Origin of the sequence: Ralstonia sp. A12, assembly GCF_000801955.1 — a bacterium.
In the GTDB taxonomy this organism is placed as follows: domain Bacteria; phylum Pseudomonadota; class Gammaproteobacteria; order Burkholderiales; family Burkholderiaceae; genus Ralstonia.
Map to the genome: position 1 here is coordinate 943590 of NZ_JSZO01000001.1, position 13954 is coordinate 957543.

Below are 13954 nucleotides of genomic sequence, written 5' to 3' on the forward strand. Positions count from 1 at the left end.
CGTCTGGGATAACCGAAGCCCTGCCTCGAAACCCGACCGAACCGGCCGTGTGTGCAAAGCACAACATGGTCATCCACTCGGAAGGGTCACATGGACACACGCATCTGGCTGCTCGCCGCCACCGTCTTTCTCGCGGGCATCGACGAGAACATCTGCATCGGCATCCTGCCTGGCATTGCAGCAGACCTGCATGTCTCGCTTGCCGTGGGCGGGCAACTCACCACCATTTTTTCGCTGACGTTTGCGCTGGCTGCACTCGCGTGTTCTGCCTGGCTTGCGCATCGTGACCGCAAGCGCCTGCTGATTGCGGCGTTGGGCGTATTCGCACTCAGCAACCTGCTTGCAGCAGCCAGCCCCGGTTACGCCGCCCTCTTCGTGCTGCGCATGGTGATGGCCGCAAGCTGTGCCACCGTCATCCTGCTTGCCACCATGTTTGCCACCGACCTGGCGCCGCCGGGCAAACAGGGGCGCGCTATCGGCATCATCTTCATGGGGATCAGCGGGTCGCTTGTGCTCGGCGTGCCGGTGGGCATGACGCTCAACGGCTGGCTTGGCTGGCGCGCAGTGTTCGTGGCCATCGGGGTGCCGGTGTTGCCGCTGGCGTTCTTGCTGGCGCGGCGGTTGCCGATGTCGCCTGCGCGGGCGCCGGTGTCGATCAGCGCATGGCTGCGGCATGCGATGACACCCAAGATCCTGACCGGGCAGCTCGTGTCGATTGCCATGATCGGCGGGCATTTCATTCTGTTTGCCTATCTCACGCCGTATCTGCAGGCGCGTCTGGGAGTGTCACCCAGCAAGCTGACGGCGCTGTATTTCGCCTTCGGCGCGGCGGGCGTCACGGGGGCTTGGTTGGGCGGCTGGTGTTCTGATCGCGCGGGGCCGGTGCGTGCGCTGCTGCTCTGCCCCGCCGTGTTCCTGATGGCGTTGGCCGCGCTGCCGGTGGCGGGGCAGAACATCGCCTTCTTCCTGCCGGCGATGATGCTGTGGGCAAGCCTGAGCTGGTCGATCTCGCCCATCGTGCAGAACTATCTGATGCACAGTGCGCCGGAGCGGGCTGACGCGAGCCTCGGCATCAACGTCTCAACCATGCACTTGGGCGTGGCGCTCGGCGCGGGCCTGGGTGGGCTACTGGTGGACGCAGGCGGCCTGCTGCTCGCGCCGTGGGCGGGTGCAGGCGTCGTGGCGATTGCGTTGTTGCTGGCGATCGCGTCTGTGCGGCTCGGCACAGGCACGGCAACCGCGCCGCAGCCTGCGGATGCCTGACGCTCAGCGCATCTCGAACCGCTTGCGCCAATCACGTGGCGACAGTCCGGTGCGCTCCTTGAACACACGCGACAACGCCGACGGCCCGGCATAGCCCAGTTCCTCGGCCAGCAACTGGATGGGCCGGCCTTCGCGCAATCGCGTCTGTGCGAGCGAGACGCGCCAATCTGCCACATAGTCCGCCGGCGTCTGCCCGACGATCTGCTTGAAGGCCGCGGCAAATGCGCTGCGCGACATACCGGCGCGGGCAGCCATGGTGTCGAGCGTCCACGCTGCGCCGGGCGCTTCGTGCACGGCCACCATCGTGCGGGCCAGGCGTGGGTCCGACAGCCCAGCGATCAAACCGGGCTGAATGCCAGCGCTCTCAGGGTGATCGAGCAACCAGCGCAGAAGCTGGATGCAGACCACGTCGAACAGGCGGTCCGCCAGCACGCGCTGGCCGCAGCGCACACGATCCGTCTCGGCAAACAGCAGGGCCAGTGCCGCGTCCAAGCCCTCCACTTTCTCCAGCGGCAAAACGACTAACGCAGGCAGCCCGCGCGCCAGCGGGTTGAGTACGCCACCGTCGAAGTCGAGCGTGGCGCAGGTGAAATCTGATCCGTCGACAGGCGGGTTGTGGAAGCAGTGCGCCACCGGGCGCGGATAGAACAGCACGGCCGGCGCCTGCACGCGAAGGTGTGTCGGCAAACCCTCCACAGGGTCTGGGTGCGTGAGTTCCAGCTCCCCACGCCGCAGCACGTGCAGAAACCCTTGCCCTGCGTCTGGCGCGAACTGCGTCACACCGCACAGCGGCCCCGAATGGAACAGGCGCGCCCGCACGCGAAAGCGCTCCAGCAGGCCAGACAGGCGATCCAGGGGATCGATCGCATTCATTGGACGAATTGGTATGAAATTGAAACGAAATCGTCCAAATCATACATCCCCAGACGACATACTGCTTGCACGTCGATGGCGTACCCCACACGCCCGGCGCTCCGATCCAACCCATCCATGAGGAGTGTTTCCATGACTGCCCGCGTTCCCCTGCATGACCGCACCAGCGCCCCGATCGACAGCAAGGCCGTGCTGGACCAGATCCAAGGTGCGTTTGGCGCAACGCCCAACATGTTCCGCGCCGTGGCCAATTCGCCGGCGGCGCTCACGTCGATGTGGGCCGCATTTGGCGCGCTCAGCCACGGGCGCATCCAGGCCGTGCTCGGCGAGAAGATTGCCGTGGCGGTGGCCGACCGCAACCGCTGCGAGTACTGCCTGGCCGCCCACACGGCACTCGGCAAGAAGGCCGGCGCCTCAGGTCACGACATGGCCGAGGCCCAGGCTGGCCGCGCGGCCGATGCCAAGACAGCCGCTGCGCTCAGCTTTGCGCTCAAACTCGTCGAGCACCGTGGCCAGATCACCGATACCGATGTGCAGGCGTTGCGCACGGCCGGTTTCGACGACGGTGAAATCGTCGAGATCCTGGCGCACGTGGCGTTGAACCTGTTCACCAACTACGTGAACGTGGCCTTCAACGTGCCGGTGGATTTTCCGGGCGTGAAGCTGCTGGTGGCAGCCTGATCAGCCCGAGCAACGGGAGGACCGCCCACGCGGCGCGCCTCCCATTTACGCGTTCTTTACACCGCGGGCGATCTCTTTACACCATCTTTGCGGGGCGATCCGTATAACGAAATCAGGCCGCATGCCCTGGCAGTGGCCCCGCCCGGCAACCTCAGGCGAACCCGACCCAGCCTGCCGCCGATCGCTCAACGTGTGTAAGGAACAAGCGATGCTCAAACTCCTCGTCCCCGTCAATGGCTCCCGGCATGCGCTGGATGCCGTGCGCCATGCAGCCTTTCTCTATCGAGACCGTTGCGCGTCCGACATCGTGCTGCTCAACGTGCAGGAGCCGATCGAGGGCGGCCGCGCCAGCGCCTATCACCCGCTGGAGATGCTGCGCAAACTTGAAGAACAGAGCGGCGAAGAAGCGCTGCGCCCCGCACGCTGCATCCTGGACGACGCAGGCGCCCACTATGTCGCCCAGGTCAAGATTGGGCGCGTAGCGGAAACCATCGCGCAAACCGCCGCCGCCAACCAGTGCGACATGATCGTGATGGGCACGGCGGGGCGTACCGCCGTCGGCTCGCTCATGTCGAGCCGGCTGTCCAACCGGCTGATTCGCCTGTCGGCCATTCCGGTGACGCTGGTCCGGTAAGCGTTTCCACCCAACCAATACAGAATCCGTTGAATTTCTGGATTTCTGTACCTGTTGGCCGATTCCCGACGGGTGCTAGCCTGCAAGCTCATCGTTCCCTCGCCTGCAGACTTCACACCATGCCCACCCTCACCAACCTGCTCACCTTTGCCCTGGTCGCGCTCGGCATGGTGCTGACGCCCGGCCCGAACATGATCTACCTGATCTCGCGTTCGATCTGCCAGGGGCGCAACGCGGGGCTGATCTCGCTGATGGGCATTGCCACGGGGTTCGTGTTCTACATGCTGTGCGCGGCGTTCGGCATCACGGCGCTGCTGATGGCGGTGCCGTTTGCCTACGATGCGCTGCGCTTTGGCGGCGCGATCTATCTGCTGTATCTCGCTTGGCAGGCCGTGCGCCCCGGCGGCCGTGCACCGTTCCAGGTTCGCGAGCTGCCGGTAGACAGCCCGCGCAAGCTCTACACGATGGGCTTGCTGACCAGCATGCTCAACCCCAAGGTGGCGGTGCTGTATCTGTCGCTGCTGCCGCAGTTCATCGAGCCGGCGCACGGCAGCGTGCTGGTGCAATCGATCTGCCTGGGCGTCACGCAGATCTGCGTGAGCGTGACCGTCAACTCGATGATTGCCGCCACGGCCGGCAGCATTGCCGCGTTCCTCTCGCGCAAGCCGAGCTGGCTGTCGATCCAGCGCTACCTGATGGGCTCGGTGCTGACGAGCCTGGCGCTGCGCATGGCGATGGAAGCACGCAAGTAGGTCTTGCCGGTGCGCCGTCACTGCAGCGCACCATCCTGACCGCCGACAACCCTGATTGACACACCTGTCGCCATGTCCTTGGATACCGTGAGGTGACTCCAAGGAGACGACGGCATGCACCCCGATGATCCGCAGCAACGCGCCACCCGGCGCGGGGTACTCAAGGCGCTCAGCACGCTCGGTGCGGGCGCCGCACTCAGCCACCCGGCACTGACCGCGCTGGCGGCCACCGCAGGCAACATCACCCTACCCTTCGACAACGGTGAGCGCGAACTGGTGGCCTTTCCGCAGAAGCGCCCGCTGATCCTGCTGACCAGCCGTCCGCCGCAACTCGAAACACCGTTCGCGGTGTTCAACGACAGCACCATCACGCCCAACGATGCGTTCTTCGTGCGCTACCACTGGGCCGGCATTCCCACCTCCATCGATCCGGCCACCTACCGGCTGCAGGTCGGCGGCAACGTCAACACGCCGCTCGACCTGTCGCTGAACGATCTGAAGGCGCTGGGCGAGGCGCGCGAAATCGTCGCCGTCAACCAGTGCTCGGGCAACAGCCGGGCCTACTTTCAGCCACGCGTGGGCGGCGGGCAGCTCTCCAACGGGGCGATGGGCAACGCACGCTGGACAGGCGTTTCGCTCAAGCAGGTGCTGGACAAGGCTGGCGTGCGCGCAGGCAGCGTGCAGGTGGTATTCGACGGGCTCGACCATCCGCCGCTCGCCGACGCCAAGAGCCCCGATTTCATCAAGGCGCTGGAGATCGACCATGCGCTCGACGGCGAGGTGATGATCGCCTGGGCCATGAACGGTGCCGACCTGCCCATGCTCAACGGCTACCCGATCCGCCTGATCGTGCCGGGCCACTATGGCACGTACTGGGTCAAGCACCTCTCCAATATCCAGGTCGTCGACAAGGCGTTCGACGGATTCTGGATGCGCACGGCCTATCGCATTCCCGACAACACCTGCGCCTGTGTTGCGCCCGGCACCGCGCCCGCGAAGACCGTGCCCATCGGCCGCTTCAACGTGCGCTCGTTCATTACCAGCCTGGCCGACGGCACGACCGTGGCAGCCGGGCGTGAGCACATCGTGCGCGGCATCGCCTTTGACGGCGGCTACGGCATCACCGAAGTGGCCCTCTCCTCCGATGGCGGGCACACATGGGTTGAAGCGCAGTTGGGCTAGGACCTGGGCAAATACTCGTTCCGCGAATGGCGAGCGCCATTCAAACCGACGCGACGCGGCGCCTACGAGCTCAAAGTGCGTGCTGTCAATCGCATCGGTCAAAGCCAGCCGATGACGGCACTGTGGAACCCGCCGGGCTACATGCGCAACGTGGTGGAAACCACGCGCGTGACCGTTGCGTGAGGAGGCCACCATGCTCGATCGCAAGACGCTGTACACCTGCCTCGCGCTGGCAACGCTGATGGGCACAACGGCTGCGCATGCGCTGGATATCGCGCTGCCGCCCGAAACCGCCCAGTACAAGCCGAACGACCTGCCGGGCTACCGACTCGTGCTGCAGAACTGCATGATCTGCCACGCCGCGCAGTATGTGCAGACGCAACCGCCCACACTCCCGCGCAGCTACTGGGAAGCCACCGTCAAGAAGATGAAGGTGCCGTTTGGCGCGCCATTTCCGGAGGAAGACATCCCGGCGATGGTCGACTACCTGGTGAAGACCTACGGCGCCGAACGCCCGCAAGCCAGTCCCGCCAAATGACAACGGGGCGATCCAGCCAACCCGGATCGCCCCGCTTGTGTTCAACGCGCTGCCGGATCAGCGGCGGCGCATGTAGAACGTGAAGACCTTGTCGTGCTCGCTGTGCTCCAGCAGTTCGTTGCCAGTCTGCTTGGCGAACGCCTGGAAGTCGCGCGTGGCGCCCGGGTCGGTGGCGAGAATCTTGAGCACGTCGCCGCTCTGCATGTCGGCAAGCGCCTTCTTCGTGCGCAGGATGGGCAGCGGGCAATTCAGGCCGCGTGCATCAACTTCCTTCTGGAACTCCATGTCTTCCTCTGGGTTGCGAGCGGGCAGCTGATGGGGACTGACGACTGCCCGCGTAAGTCATTCCGTTATTGTAACGAGCCGCGTGGGTTGCCACTGACGTGGCGGCGGCTCGGCGGGCTCGCCGGTGCGGATATCGATGTAGCTGACGGGCAAGCCGCGCGCCGTCAGAAAATCGGCCACGGCGTAACCCGTGCCGGCCGTCCATGGGCGCACCTTCTCGAACGGCTTCAAACGGTATTCCACCAGCTCTTCCGACAGTGCGATCTCACCATCGGCCACCACGTGATACGCGATGATCAGCTCGTTCTTGCGGATGAACTCGTACACGCCGATCAACGAGATCGATTGCGCATCGAGGTTCGTCTCTTCCTTCAGTTCACGCGCGATGCCCTCTTCGGGCGTCTCGTCGCGTTCCATGAATCCGGTGACGAGCGCAAACATGCCTTCGGGCCACAGCGCATTGCGCGCGAGGAACATCTGCCCGCGATATTCGACCACCGCCGCCAGCACCGGCAGCGGGTTGTTCCAGTGCACGAAGCCGCAGTCCGGCGCCGGGCATGCAATGCGCAGCCGGCCGGCGTTGTGCTGCTCAACGAGCGGCGTGGCGCATTGCGGGCAGAAGCGGTAGTCGAAGCTCATGGTGGTGAGATGGACGGGTTGACGACGAATCAGGCGGCTTGCTCGCAGGCGAGGCGGATGTCGGCGGCAAAGGCTTCCACCGTTTCGGGCTGCACGTCCCACGAACACATCAGGCGGCAGCCGCCCGCGCCGATGAACGTGTAGAACTTCCAGCCGCGTGCACGCAGCGCTTCAATGGCAGGCAGCGGCAGCTCGGCAAACACGGCGTTCGATTCGGTCGGGAACATGATGCGCACGCCGGGCACATCGACGATGCGCGAATGCAGCAGTTGCGCCATCGCATTGCCGTGGCGCGCGTTGCGCAGCCAGACGTCGTTCTCCAGCAGGCCCAGCCACGGTGCCGAAATGAAGCGCATCTTCGAAGCCAGTTGCCCTGCCTGCTTGACGCGATACGCAAAGTCTTCAGCCAGACGTCGGTCGAAGAAAACCACTGCCTCGCCCACCGGCAGGCCGTTCTTCGTACCGCCAAAGCACAGCACGTCCACGCCTGCGCGCCAGGTGATTTCCGACGGATGCACGCCGAGCGACGCCACTGCGTTGGCAAAGCGCGCGCCGTCCATATGCACGCGCAGTTGCCGACGTTTGGCAATCGCCGCAATCGCGCGCACTTCTTCCACCGTATAGACCGTGCCCACTTCCGTCGACTGTGTGAGCGAAACGACTTTGGGCTTGGGGTAGTGGATATCGGAGCGGCGCGTGACCAGCGCTTCCACCGCATCAGGCGTGAGCTTGCCGTTCTCGCCCTTGGCGGTCAGCAGCTTGGAGCCGTTGGAGAAGAACTCCGGGCCGCCGCACTCGTCCGTCTCGATATGCGCCAGCTCGTGGCAAATGACGGAGTGGTACGACTGGCACAGCGATGACAGCGCCAGCGAATTGGCCGCCGTACCGTTGAAGACGAAGAAGACCTCGCAGTCGGTCTCGAACAGGTCGCGGATGCGATCGCACACGCGCTGCGTCCAGGAATCGTCGCCATAGGAGGGCTCGTGGCCGCTGCCGTTGGCTTCCAGGAAGTACTTCAGCGATTCGGGGCAGAAGCCCGCGTAGTTGTCAGAGGCGAAGTGCTGCATGGCGGCCACGTGTGGAATGGTGGAAAAGGCGTTACTTCTGTTCCGACCAGAGCACGCCGCCGGTCGCCCAGTTCTCGCGCTTGATGTCGGCAATGATGATGTCGACGGCACCCGGAGCACAGCCCAGGGTTTCGCAGGTGACACGCGTCACTTCTTCGACGAGCTTCTTCTTTTGCTCGACGGTGCGGCCTTCAAACATCTCGATATGGAAAGTCGGCATGGTGTCTCCGGTGTCGTTAGTCTCGATAGGAAGCGTCAATTTTATCCAGTTTGCGCAGCAGGGCTGGCCACTCCATCACACCCTCGATGGCGCCACCGTCTTCGAGTTGCTCGGCGGCGCGGTCGGCCACCTGCGGTGCGGGCGAGACAACTTCACCGCCCGTCAGCGCCTGGATCTGGATCTCGCACGCCTTGATGAGCGTGGCCATCAGCACGTGCGCCTCGGCCACGGTGCGGCCGATGGTGAGCGTGCCATGGTTGCGCAGCAGCATGGCAAATTGCTGGCCGAGGGATGCAGTCAGGCGCGTACCCTCTTCCGGCGTGAAGGCCAGGCCTTCGTAGTCGTGATACGCCATGCGCTTATGAAAGCGCAACGCATGCTGCGACAGCGGCAGCAACCCGTGCTTCTGCGCCGACACGGCAATGCCAGCCGTGTTGTGCAGGTGAATCACGCAATGCGCATCGGGGCGCGCCGCATGCACGGCGGCGTGCAGCGCAAAGCCCGTGACATTCACAGACGGCCGCGTGGCGGCGTCGGGCCAATCGCCGACGAGCTGGCCGGCGCGGTTGATCTTGACCAGATTCGACGCGGTGATCTCGTCGAAGGCCAGGCCGAAAGCGTTGATGAGGAAGTGATCCGGCTCGCCCGGAACGGTGGCCGACAGGTGGGTGTAGATCAGGTCATCCCAGCCGTTGAGCGCGGCCAGCCGATAGGCGGCTGCCAGGTCAACACGTACGGCGCGCTCGGCTTCGCTGATCTCGCCGCCGGGGACAACAGCACCGGGGCGCAGGGCAAAAGACATGGGGCTCCTCCAATGGAGGAGGCATTCTAGAACGTGCGCGCCGAATGAGCACCATGCGGCGTGGCGACCTGCGCTACATGCTGTCCATCACGCACGTACGGGCAAGAGGGGCGAAGCACGCTTGACCACGATAAAGATCAGCACGCCCACCACCAGCGACGCCGCCGCCACCGCCAGCGATGCACTGAAGCCACCCGTGGCTGCAAACAACCGATTCGCCAACGGCGGCCCGACGATCTGGCCGATGCCGTAGGCGGCCGTCATCAGCCCCATCAGGCGTGGCGCAGCATGCGGCCACAGGCGACGCGCCTCGCGCATGGCAAACAGCGTGATGGCAGTGAATGGCAGGCCGAGCAGCGTGCTGGAGAGCGCCAGCCCCGCCACCGTCGGCCAGACGATGCTGACCGCCACGGCAACCGCCTGCATGGCATACGCCGTGGCCAGCAGCGAACGGTTGTCGCGCGCCAGGCTAATCCGCGTGGAGAGGAACGCGCCCAGCGCCACACCCGCGCCGAACATCGGCCAGAACAGGTCCGGCCAGATCGAGCCCGTCGGCAGCACCTTGCGCGCAATCACCGGCAGAAAGGTGGCGGTGATGATGTAACCGAAACCGGCCAGGCCGTAGGCGAGCGTGATGGCGGTGGTGGGCGCATCCAGGCCCGGTGTGGCGCCAGCGGCAGCCGCTGTGGGCGCCGCATGCGGACGCGCCTCAGGTCGAATGGTCGACCACACTGCCGCGGTGAGCAGCGCCGACAGCACACCAAACGCAATCCACGCGGACGTTGCATGCCACCCCAGCGCCACCATGCCGCTGGCCGCCAGACCGGGAATGGCAATGCCGAGGCCCGGGCCGCAGAAGATGATGCCGCCCAGCGCCGCGTGCCCCAGTTCCGTCAGCTTGTGCAGGCACCAGCCCGCGGTGAACACAAACACCAGTGCGCTCGCCATGCCTGCTGCAAAGCGCAACCCAAGCCACGCCGGCTGGCCTTGCAGCACGCCCATCCCCGCTGTGAGCAGCACCGTGGCGATCAGGCCGATGCGGATGAGCCGCGCTGCATCGCCGCGCACCGCCATGCAAGCCAGCGCACCGAGGAAATAGCCCAGGTAGTTGCCCGTTGCCAGCCAGCTCCCCTGCGTGAGGGTGACGCTGCTGTCGTGCAACATCATCGGCAGGATCGGCGTGAAGGCGAAGCGGCCGATGCCCATCGCCACCGACAGCGCGACCATGCCGGCAATCGCCACGCGCCAGGCCGCGCCGCGCGTGTCATGCGCGACAGACAACGAAGGTGAAGAGGTAGACGAGGACGACAGCACGGATTGCATGGTGATGCCCGGATGGGGAAATCGGTACCTCATCGTACGCAACGCGGTACATTCCGAAAAATGAATTATATTGAACGAATCGATTAGCATTTGAGATGCATCATGGATCTGGCCTCGCTTGAAATCTTCCGGACCGTTGTGCGTGAAGGCGGCGTCACACGGGCAGCCCAGCAACTGCACCGCGTGCAGTCGAACGTGACCACGCGCATCCGCCAGTTGGAAACCTCCCTGGGCGTGCAATTGTTTGTGCGCGAGGGCAAGCGCATGGTGCTCACGCCTGCTGGCCAGACGCTGCTGACCTATGCGGACGACATCCTCCGCCTGGCCGCCGAAGCCCGGCAGGCCGTGCAGCCGCGCGAGCCGCATGGGCGCCTGCGCATCGCCTCAATGGAAAGCACGGCCGCCAGCCGCCTGCCCAGCCTGCTCGCCACGCTGCACCAGCGCTGGCCGCGCGTGCAGCTGGAACTGGTGACCATGCCCACGCGCCAGTCGATCCAGGCGCTATCGAGCTTTGAAGTCGATTGCGCTTTCGTTGCGGAAACCGCCTGCCTGACCAACACACGCGCCGCACTCACGACGCTGCCCGCCTTTACTGAAGAGCTGGTGCTGATCGCCCACCGCGCGCATCCGCCCATCCGCCGCGCTGTCGATGTGCAGACACCTGCCCTGCTCGCCTTCGAGTCCGGCTGTGCCTATCGGCAACTGATCGAAGACTGGTTTGAGGCCGATGGCGTGGTGCCGTCTCGCGTGCTGGAGCTGGGCTCGTATCACGCCATCATCGCGTGCGCGGCAGCGGGGATTGGCGTGGCGCTGGTGCCGCGCTCGGTGCTGGAGCTGTACACGAACGCGCCGGACATCAGCATCCACGCACTCAACAAGCCGGGCCGCGTCGACACGATCCTGGCATGGCACCGCGACATGGCGGGGCCAGCGCTGCAAGCGCTGGTGCAGGTGCTGAGCGAGCCGCATACCACGGCAGACGCATTGACCACGACCGCCTCCAGTGAAGCCATCGCCGCCTAAACTGGATACAGAGACCCCGCCGCCGGTCTAACAGCAAAGGCGGTCACCAACGGAGGCTGTCATGCGACGGTCGTCTCGTGCAGCACAGTGTATGGCATGGATGGCGGGCGTGCTGACCGCCGCGTGGAGCTGCCTGGCGCTGGCATCGGCGCCGGTCGTGGTGCTGCCGCTCACGGATGCCATTGGGCCGGCCAGCGCGGCCTATGTCGTACACGGGCTGGAAGACGCGCACAAACAAGGCGCGCAGCTCGTGGTGCTACAGATGGATACGCCCGGCGGGCTGGATGCGTCGATGCGGCAGATCATCCAGGCCATCCTCGCCTCTCCAGTGCCTGTAGCCGGCTATGTTGCACCGGGTGGCGCGCGTGCGGCCAGTGCTGGTACCTACATCCTCTACGCCTGCCACATCGCCGCAATGGCGCCGGCCACCAACCTGGGGGCGGCGTCGCCGGTGGCGATCGGCATTGGTGGGCACGCGCCGTCCGGCCCCGCACCCAACCCCGCAAATCCGGCTAACCCAACAGCCAACCCGGCCAGCGCGCCCGCAGCCCCTACCGCCCCAGCCGCCACGTCGAGCAACGAAGACACCCTCGCCCGCAAGCAGATGCACGATGCGGCGGCCTACATCCGGGGCCTGGCGCAACTGCGCGGCCGCAACGCCGAATGGGGCGAACGCGCCGTCCGCGAAGCCGTGAGCCTGGATGCGGCCGAAGCCGCCAACCAGCGCGTAATTGACCTGATCGCCAACGATGTTCCCGACCTGCTCAAACAGGTAGATGGCCGCGTACTGCGCACCGTCACTGGCCCCGTCACGCTGCACACCGCAGGCGCCCAGACCGTGACGCTGGAGCCCGGCTGGCGCAACCACTTCCTCGCCGTGATCACCGACCCAAGCCTCGCGCTGTTGCTGTTGACGGTGGGCGTGTACGCGTTGATCTTCGAGTTCTCGACACCGGGCATGGTAGTGCCGGGCATCCTGGGTGCGATGTGCATTCTGGTGGCGCTGTATGGGCTGCAGATGCTGCCGATCAATTACGCGGGGCTGGCGTTGATTTCGCTGGGCCTGGGCTGCATGGTGGCCGAGGCTTTCCTGCCAACCTTCGGCGCGCTGGGTGTGGGCGGGATCGTCGCGTTCATCCTGGGCGCGGTGATGTTGATCGATACGCAGACACCGGGCTTTGGTGTGCCGCTGCCGTTGATCGTGTCGATGGCCTTCATGAGCCTGACGGTGATCCTGCTGCTCTCCAGCATGGCGGTGCGTGCGCGGCGGCGGCCGGCAGTGGCCGGCGGCGACACGATCATCGGCATGACGGGCGAATTGCTGGAACTCGATCCGACCGACCCCAATGACCCCGCAGCAGGCTGGGCACAGGTTCATGGCGAGCGCTGGCGTGTGCATTGCACAGGCCGTCTGGCGCGGGGTGATCGCGTACGCGTGACGGCGCGACGTGGGCTCACGCTCGACGTCGTGCCTGCGGGTTAGCCATCCTAAGGAGAAGAAAAATGCTCTATGGATTCTTCAGCGCAGGCGGCCTGATCTTTCTGGCCGTGCTGCTGATCATTTCGTCGTTTCGCGTGCTGCGTGAGTATGAACGCGGGGTGGTGTTCCTGCTGGGACGCTTCTGGCGTGTGAAGGGGCCGGGGCTGGTGCTCATCATTCCGGCGGTGCAGCAGATGGTGCGTGTGGACTTGCGCACGGTGGTGATGGACGTACCGCCGCAGGACGTGATCTCGCACGACAACGTGTCGGTCAAGGTCAACGCGGTGGTGTACTTCCGGGTGGTGGACCCGGAGCGCGCCATCATCCAGGTGGCCAACTTTCACGAGGCGACGAGCCAGCTTGCGCAGACCACGCTGCGGGCCATCCTCGGCAAGCACGAACTGGATGAAATGCTGGCGGAGCGCGAGAAGCTCAACCTCGACATCCAGAAGGTGCTCGATATCCAGACCGACCCGTGGGGCATCAAGATCGCGAACGTGGAGATCAAGCATGTCGACCTGAATGAATCAATGATCCGCGCAATTGCGCGTCAGGCTGAGGCCGAGCGTGAACGGCGCGCCAAGGTCATCCATGCGGAAGGGGAATTGCAGGCTTCGGAAAAACTGCTGGAAGCGGCGCGCATGCTGGCGCAGCAGCCTGAGGCGATCCAGCTTCGCTATCTGCAGACGCTTACGCAGATTGCAGGGGATCGGAGTTCTACGATTGTGTTTCCGTTGCCGATGGATGTGTTGGGGGCGGTGAAGAAGGCTTAGCGCTTGAGTCGCAGCTCCATTGATTGAGGCTGGTGGTACATCCCTTGTTTCATCCCCTGCCGGGGCTGACTCACTTTCTTTGTCTTGCCAAAGAAAGTAAGCAAAGAAAGGCGCGCCCGATGCGGCGAAAGATTCCTTGAATTTCTGTTGCAAGGAGGGAGAGGAGGCAAACTCGCTGCGCTCAGACAGCCTCCTCTCTTTTTCCGCCTTGCAACAGAAATTCAAGGCGCCGCATAGGGCAGGGAAAATCAAAGGCCAAAGCCAAACCCTCTGGGTGTTAGCCCAAACGACAAGGCCAACCTCACGATGGGTTGGCCCTTGTCTTTTGACGTTCTGCCCTTGATGGCGCCTTGAATTTTTGTAAGCGGGCGGAAAAAAGACGGGGAACTGTCTGAGCGCAGCGAGTTTTCCCCGTCTCC

At 64.7% G+C, this 13954-nt stretch carries 15 protein-coding genes and 1 pseudogene; 9 read left to right on the forward strand and 7 right to left on the reverse strand.

The window, feature by feature from the left end:
* Nucleotides 1–90 precede the first annotated feature (90 nt).
* On the forward strand, nt 91–1263 hold the full coding sequence (locus PI87_RS04330) for an MFS transporter (protein ID WP_052321386.1): 1173 nt from the start codon (nt 91–93) through the stop codon (nt 1261–1263).
* A 3-nt stretch (nt 1264–1266) separates the two neighbouring features.
* On the opposite strand, the gene PI87_RS04335 is transcribed toward PI87_RS04330, so the two are convergent.
* The gene (locus tag PI87_RS04335) at nt 1267–2136 is read right to left on the reverse strand and encodes an AraC family transcriptional regulator (RefSeq protein WP_039596386.1); all 870 of its coding nucleotides are present in this window, start codon (nt 2134–2136) and stop codon (nt 1267–1269) included.
* 132 nt (nt 2137–2268) lie between these two features.
* Here PI87_RS04335 and PI87_RS04340 point away from each other — a divergent pair, with 132 nt between their 5' ends.
* The 5 genes and pseudogenes from PI87_RS04340 (at nt 2269) to sorB (ending at nt 5923) form a co-directional block, all read left to right on the forward strand.
* Nucleotides 2269–2817, forward strand: coding sequence for a carboxymuconolactone decarboxylase family protein (locus PI87_RS04340; protein WP_039596387.1), 549 nt, complete (start codon nt 2269–2271; stop codon nt 2815–2817).
* Between the two features lie 208 nt (nt 2818–3025).
* The gene (locus PI87_RS04345; RefSeq protein ID WP_039596388.1) at nt 3026–3451 is read left to right on the forward strand and encodes a universal stress protein; all 426 of its coding nucleotides are present in this window, start codon (nt 3026–3028) and stop codon (nt 3449–3451) included.
* A gap of 119 nt (nt 3452–3570) precedes the next feature.
* The gene (locus PI87_RS04350; protein WP_039596389.1) at nt 3571–4203 is read left to right on the forward strand and encodes a LysE family translocator; all 633 of its coding nucleotides are present in this window, start codon (nt 3571–3573) and stop codon (nt 4201–4203) included.
* Nucleotides 4204–4317: 114 nt separating this feature from the next.
* Nucleotides 4318–5568, forward strand: a pseudogene (sorA, locus tag PI87_RS04355) (SorA family sulfite dehydrogenase catalytic subunit).
* A gap of 10 nt (nt 5569–5578) precedes the next feature.
* Complete coding sequence (gene sorB, locus PI87_RS04360) at nt 5579–5923, forward strand: SorB family sulfite dehydrogenase c-type cytochrome subunit (protein ID WP_039596390.1); 345 nt, start codon at nt 5579–5581, stop codon at nt 5921–5923.
* Nucleotides 5924–5980: 57 nt separating this feature from the next.
* Here sorB and PI87_RS04365 read toward each other — a convergent pair whose 3' ends face one another.
* From PI87_RS04365 to PI87_RS04390, 6 genes are all read right to left on the reverse strand, one after another.
* Nucleotides 5981–6208: a sulfurtransferase TusA family protein gene (locus PI87_RS04365; RefSeq protein WP_021195565.1), complete on the reverse strand. Its 228-nt coding sequence runs from the start codon at nt 6206–6208 to the stop codon at nt 5981–5983.
* 57 nt (nt 6209–6265) lie between these two features.
* Nucleotides 6266–6847 carry an NUDIX hydrolase gene (locus PI87_RS04370; protein ID WP_039596391.1) on the reverse strand — a complete coding sequence of 194 codons (582 nt, stop codon included), beginning with the start codon at nt 6845–6847 and terminating at the stop codon, nt 6266–6268.
* A gap of 29 nt (nt 6848–6876) precedes the next feature.
* Nucleotides 6877–7914 carry a threonine aldolase family protein gene (locus tag PI87_RS04375; protein ID WP_039596489.1) on the reverse strand — a complete coding sequence of 346 codons (1038 nt, stop codon included), beginning with the start codon at nt 7912–7914 and terminating at the stop codon, nt 6877–6879.
* Nucleotides 7915–7945: 31 nt separating this feature from the next.
* Nucleotides 7946–8134: a 4-oxalocrotonate tautomerase gene (locus tag PI87_RS04380; RefSeq protein ID WP_039596392.1), complete on the reverse strand. Its 189-nt coding sequence runs from the start codon at nt 8132–8134 to the stop codon at nt 7946–7948.
* A gap of 16 nt (nt 8135–8150) precedes the next feature.
* Nucleotides 8151–8936, reverse strand: coding sequence for a class II aldolase/adducin family protein (locus PI87_RS04385; protein WP_039596393.1), 786 nt, complete (start codon nt 8934–8936; stop codon nt 8151–8153).
* A gap of 87 nt (nt 8937–9023) precedes the next feature.
* Nucleotides 9024–10259, reverse strand: coding sequence for a YbfB/YjiJ family MFS transporter (locus tag PI87_RS04390; protein WP_039596394.1), 1236 nt, complete (start codon nt 10257–10259; stop codon nt 9024–9026).
* A 102-nt stretch (nt 10260–10361) separates the two neighbouring features.
* Between PI87_RS04390 and PI87_RS04395 the strand changes: the two genes are divergently transcribed.
* The 3 genes from PI87_RS04395 to PI87_RS04405 all read left to right on the forward strand — a co-directional run bounded on the left by PI87_RS04395 (nt 10362) and on the right by PI87_RS04405 (nt 13535).
* Nucleotides 10362–11282: a LysR family transcriptional regulator gene (locus tag PI87_RS04395; RefSeq protein ID WP_039596395.1), complete on the forward strand. Its 921-nt coding sequence runs from the start codon at nt 10362–10364 to the stop codon at nt 11280–11282.
* 61 nt (nt 11283–11343) lie between these two features.
* A complete protein-coding gene (locus tag PI87_RS04400) occupies nt 11344–12765 on the forward strand; it encodes an NfeD family protein (protein WP_039596396.1) in 1422 nt (473 codons plus the stop codon).
* Between the two features lie 20 nt (nt 12766–12785).
* Entirely contained in the window at nt 12786–13535 is a 750-nt protein-coding gene (locus PI87_RS04405; RefSeq protein WP_039596397.1) for a slipin family protein, read from the forward strand.
* Nucleotides 13536–13954: the final 419 nt, after the last annotated feature.

Coding starts and splice junctions, on each gene's coding strand:
- PI87_RS04330 (WP_052321386.1), top strand. CDS start 91: ATGGACACACGCATCTGGCTGCTCGCCGCCACCGTCTTTCTCGCGGGC.
- PI87_RS04335 (WP_039596386.1), bottom strand. CDS start 2,136: ATGAATGCGATCGATCCCCTGGATCGCCTGTCTGGCCTGCTGGAGCGC.
- PI87_RS04340 (WP_039596387.1), top strand. CDS start 2,269: ATGACTGCCCGCGTTCCCCTGCATGACCGCACCAGCGCCCCGATCGAC.
- PI87_RS04345 (WP_039596388.1), top strand. CDS start 3,026: ATGCTCAAACTCCTCGTCCCCGTCAATGGCTCCCGGCATGCGCTGGAT.
- PI87_RS04350 (WP_039596389.1), top strand. CDS start 3,571: ATGCCCACCCTCACCAACCTGCTCACCTTTGCCCTGGTCGCGCTCGGC.
- sorB (WP_039596390.1), top strand. CDS start 5,579: ATGCTCGATCGCAAGACGCTGTACACCTGCCTCGCGCTGGCAACGCTG.
- PI87_RS04365 (WP_021195565.1), bottom strand. CDS start 6,208: ATGGAGTTCCAGAAGGAAGTTGATGCACGCGGCCTGAATTGCCCGCTG.
- PI87_RS04370 (WP_039596391.1), bottom strand. CDS start 6,847: ATGAGCTTCGACTACCGCTTCTGCCCGCAATGCGCCACGCCGCTCGTT.
- PI87_RS04375 (WP_039596489.1), bottom strand. CDS start 7,914: ATGCAGCACTTCGCCTCTGACAACTACGCGGGCTTCTGCCCCGAATCG.
- PI87_RS04380 (WP_039596392.1), bottom strand. CDS start 8,134: ATGCCGACTTTCCATATCGAGATGTTTGAAGGCCGCACCGTCGAGCAA.
- PI87_RS04385 (WP_039596393.1), bottom strand. CDS start 8,936: ATGTCTTTTGCCCTGCGCCCCGGTGCTGTTGTCCCCGGCGGCGAGATC.
- PI87_RS04390 (WP_039596394.1), bottom strand. CDS start 10,259: ATGCAATCCGTGCTGTCGTCCTCGTCTACCTCTTCACCTTCGTTGTCT.
- PI87_RS04395 (WP_039596395.1), top strand. CDS start 10,362: ATGGATCTGGCCTCGCTTGAAATCTTCCGGACCGTTGTGCGTGAAGGC.
- PI87_RS04400 (WP_039596396.1), top strand. CDS start 11,344: ATGCGACGGTCGTCTCGTGCAGCACAGTGTATGGCATGGATGGCGGGC.
- PI87_RS04405 (WP_039596397.1), top strand. CDS start 12,786: ATGCTCTATGGATTCTTCAGCGCAGGCGGCCTGATCTTTCTGGCCGTG.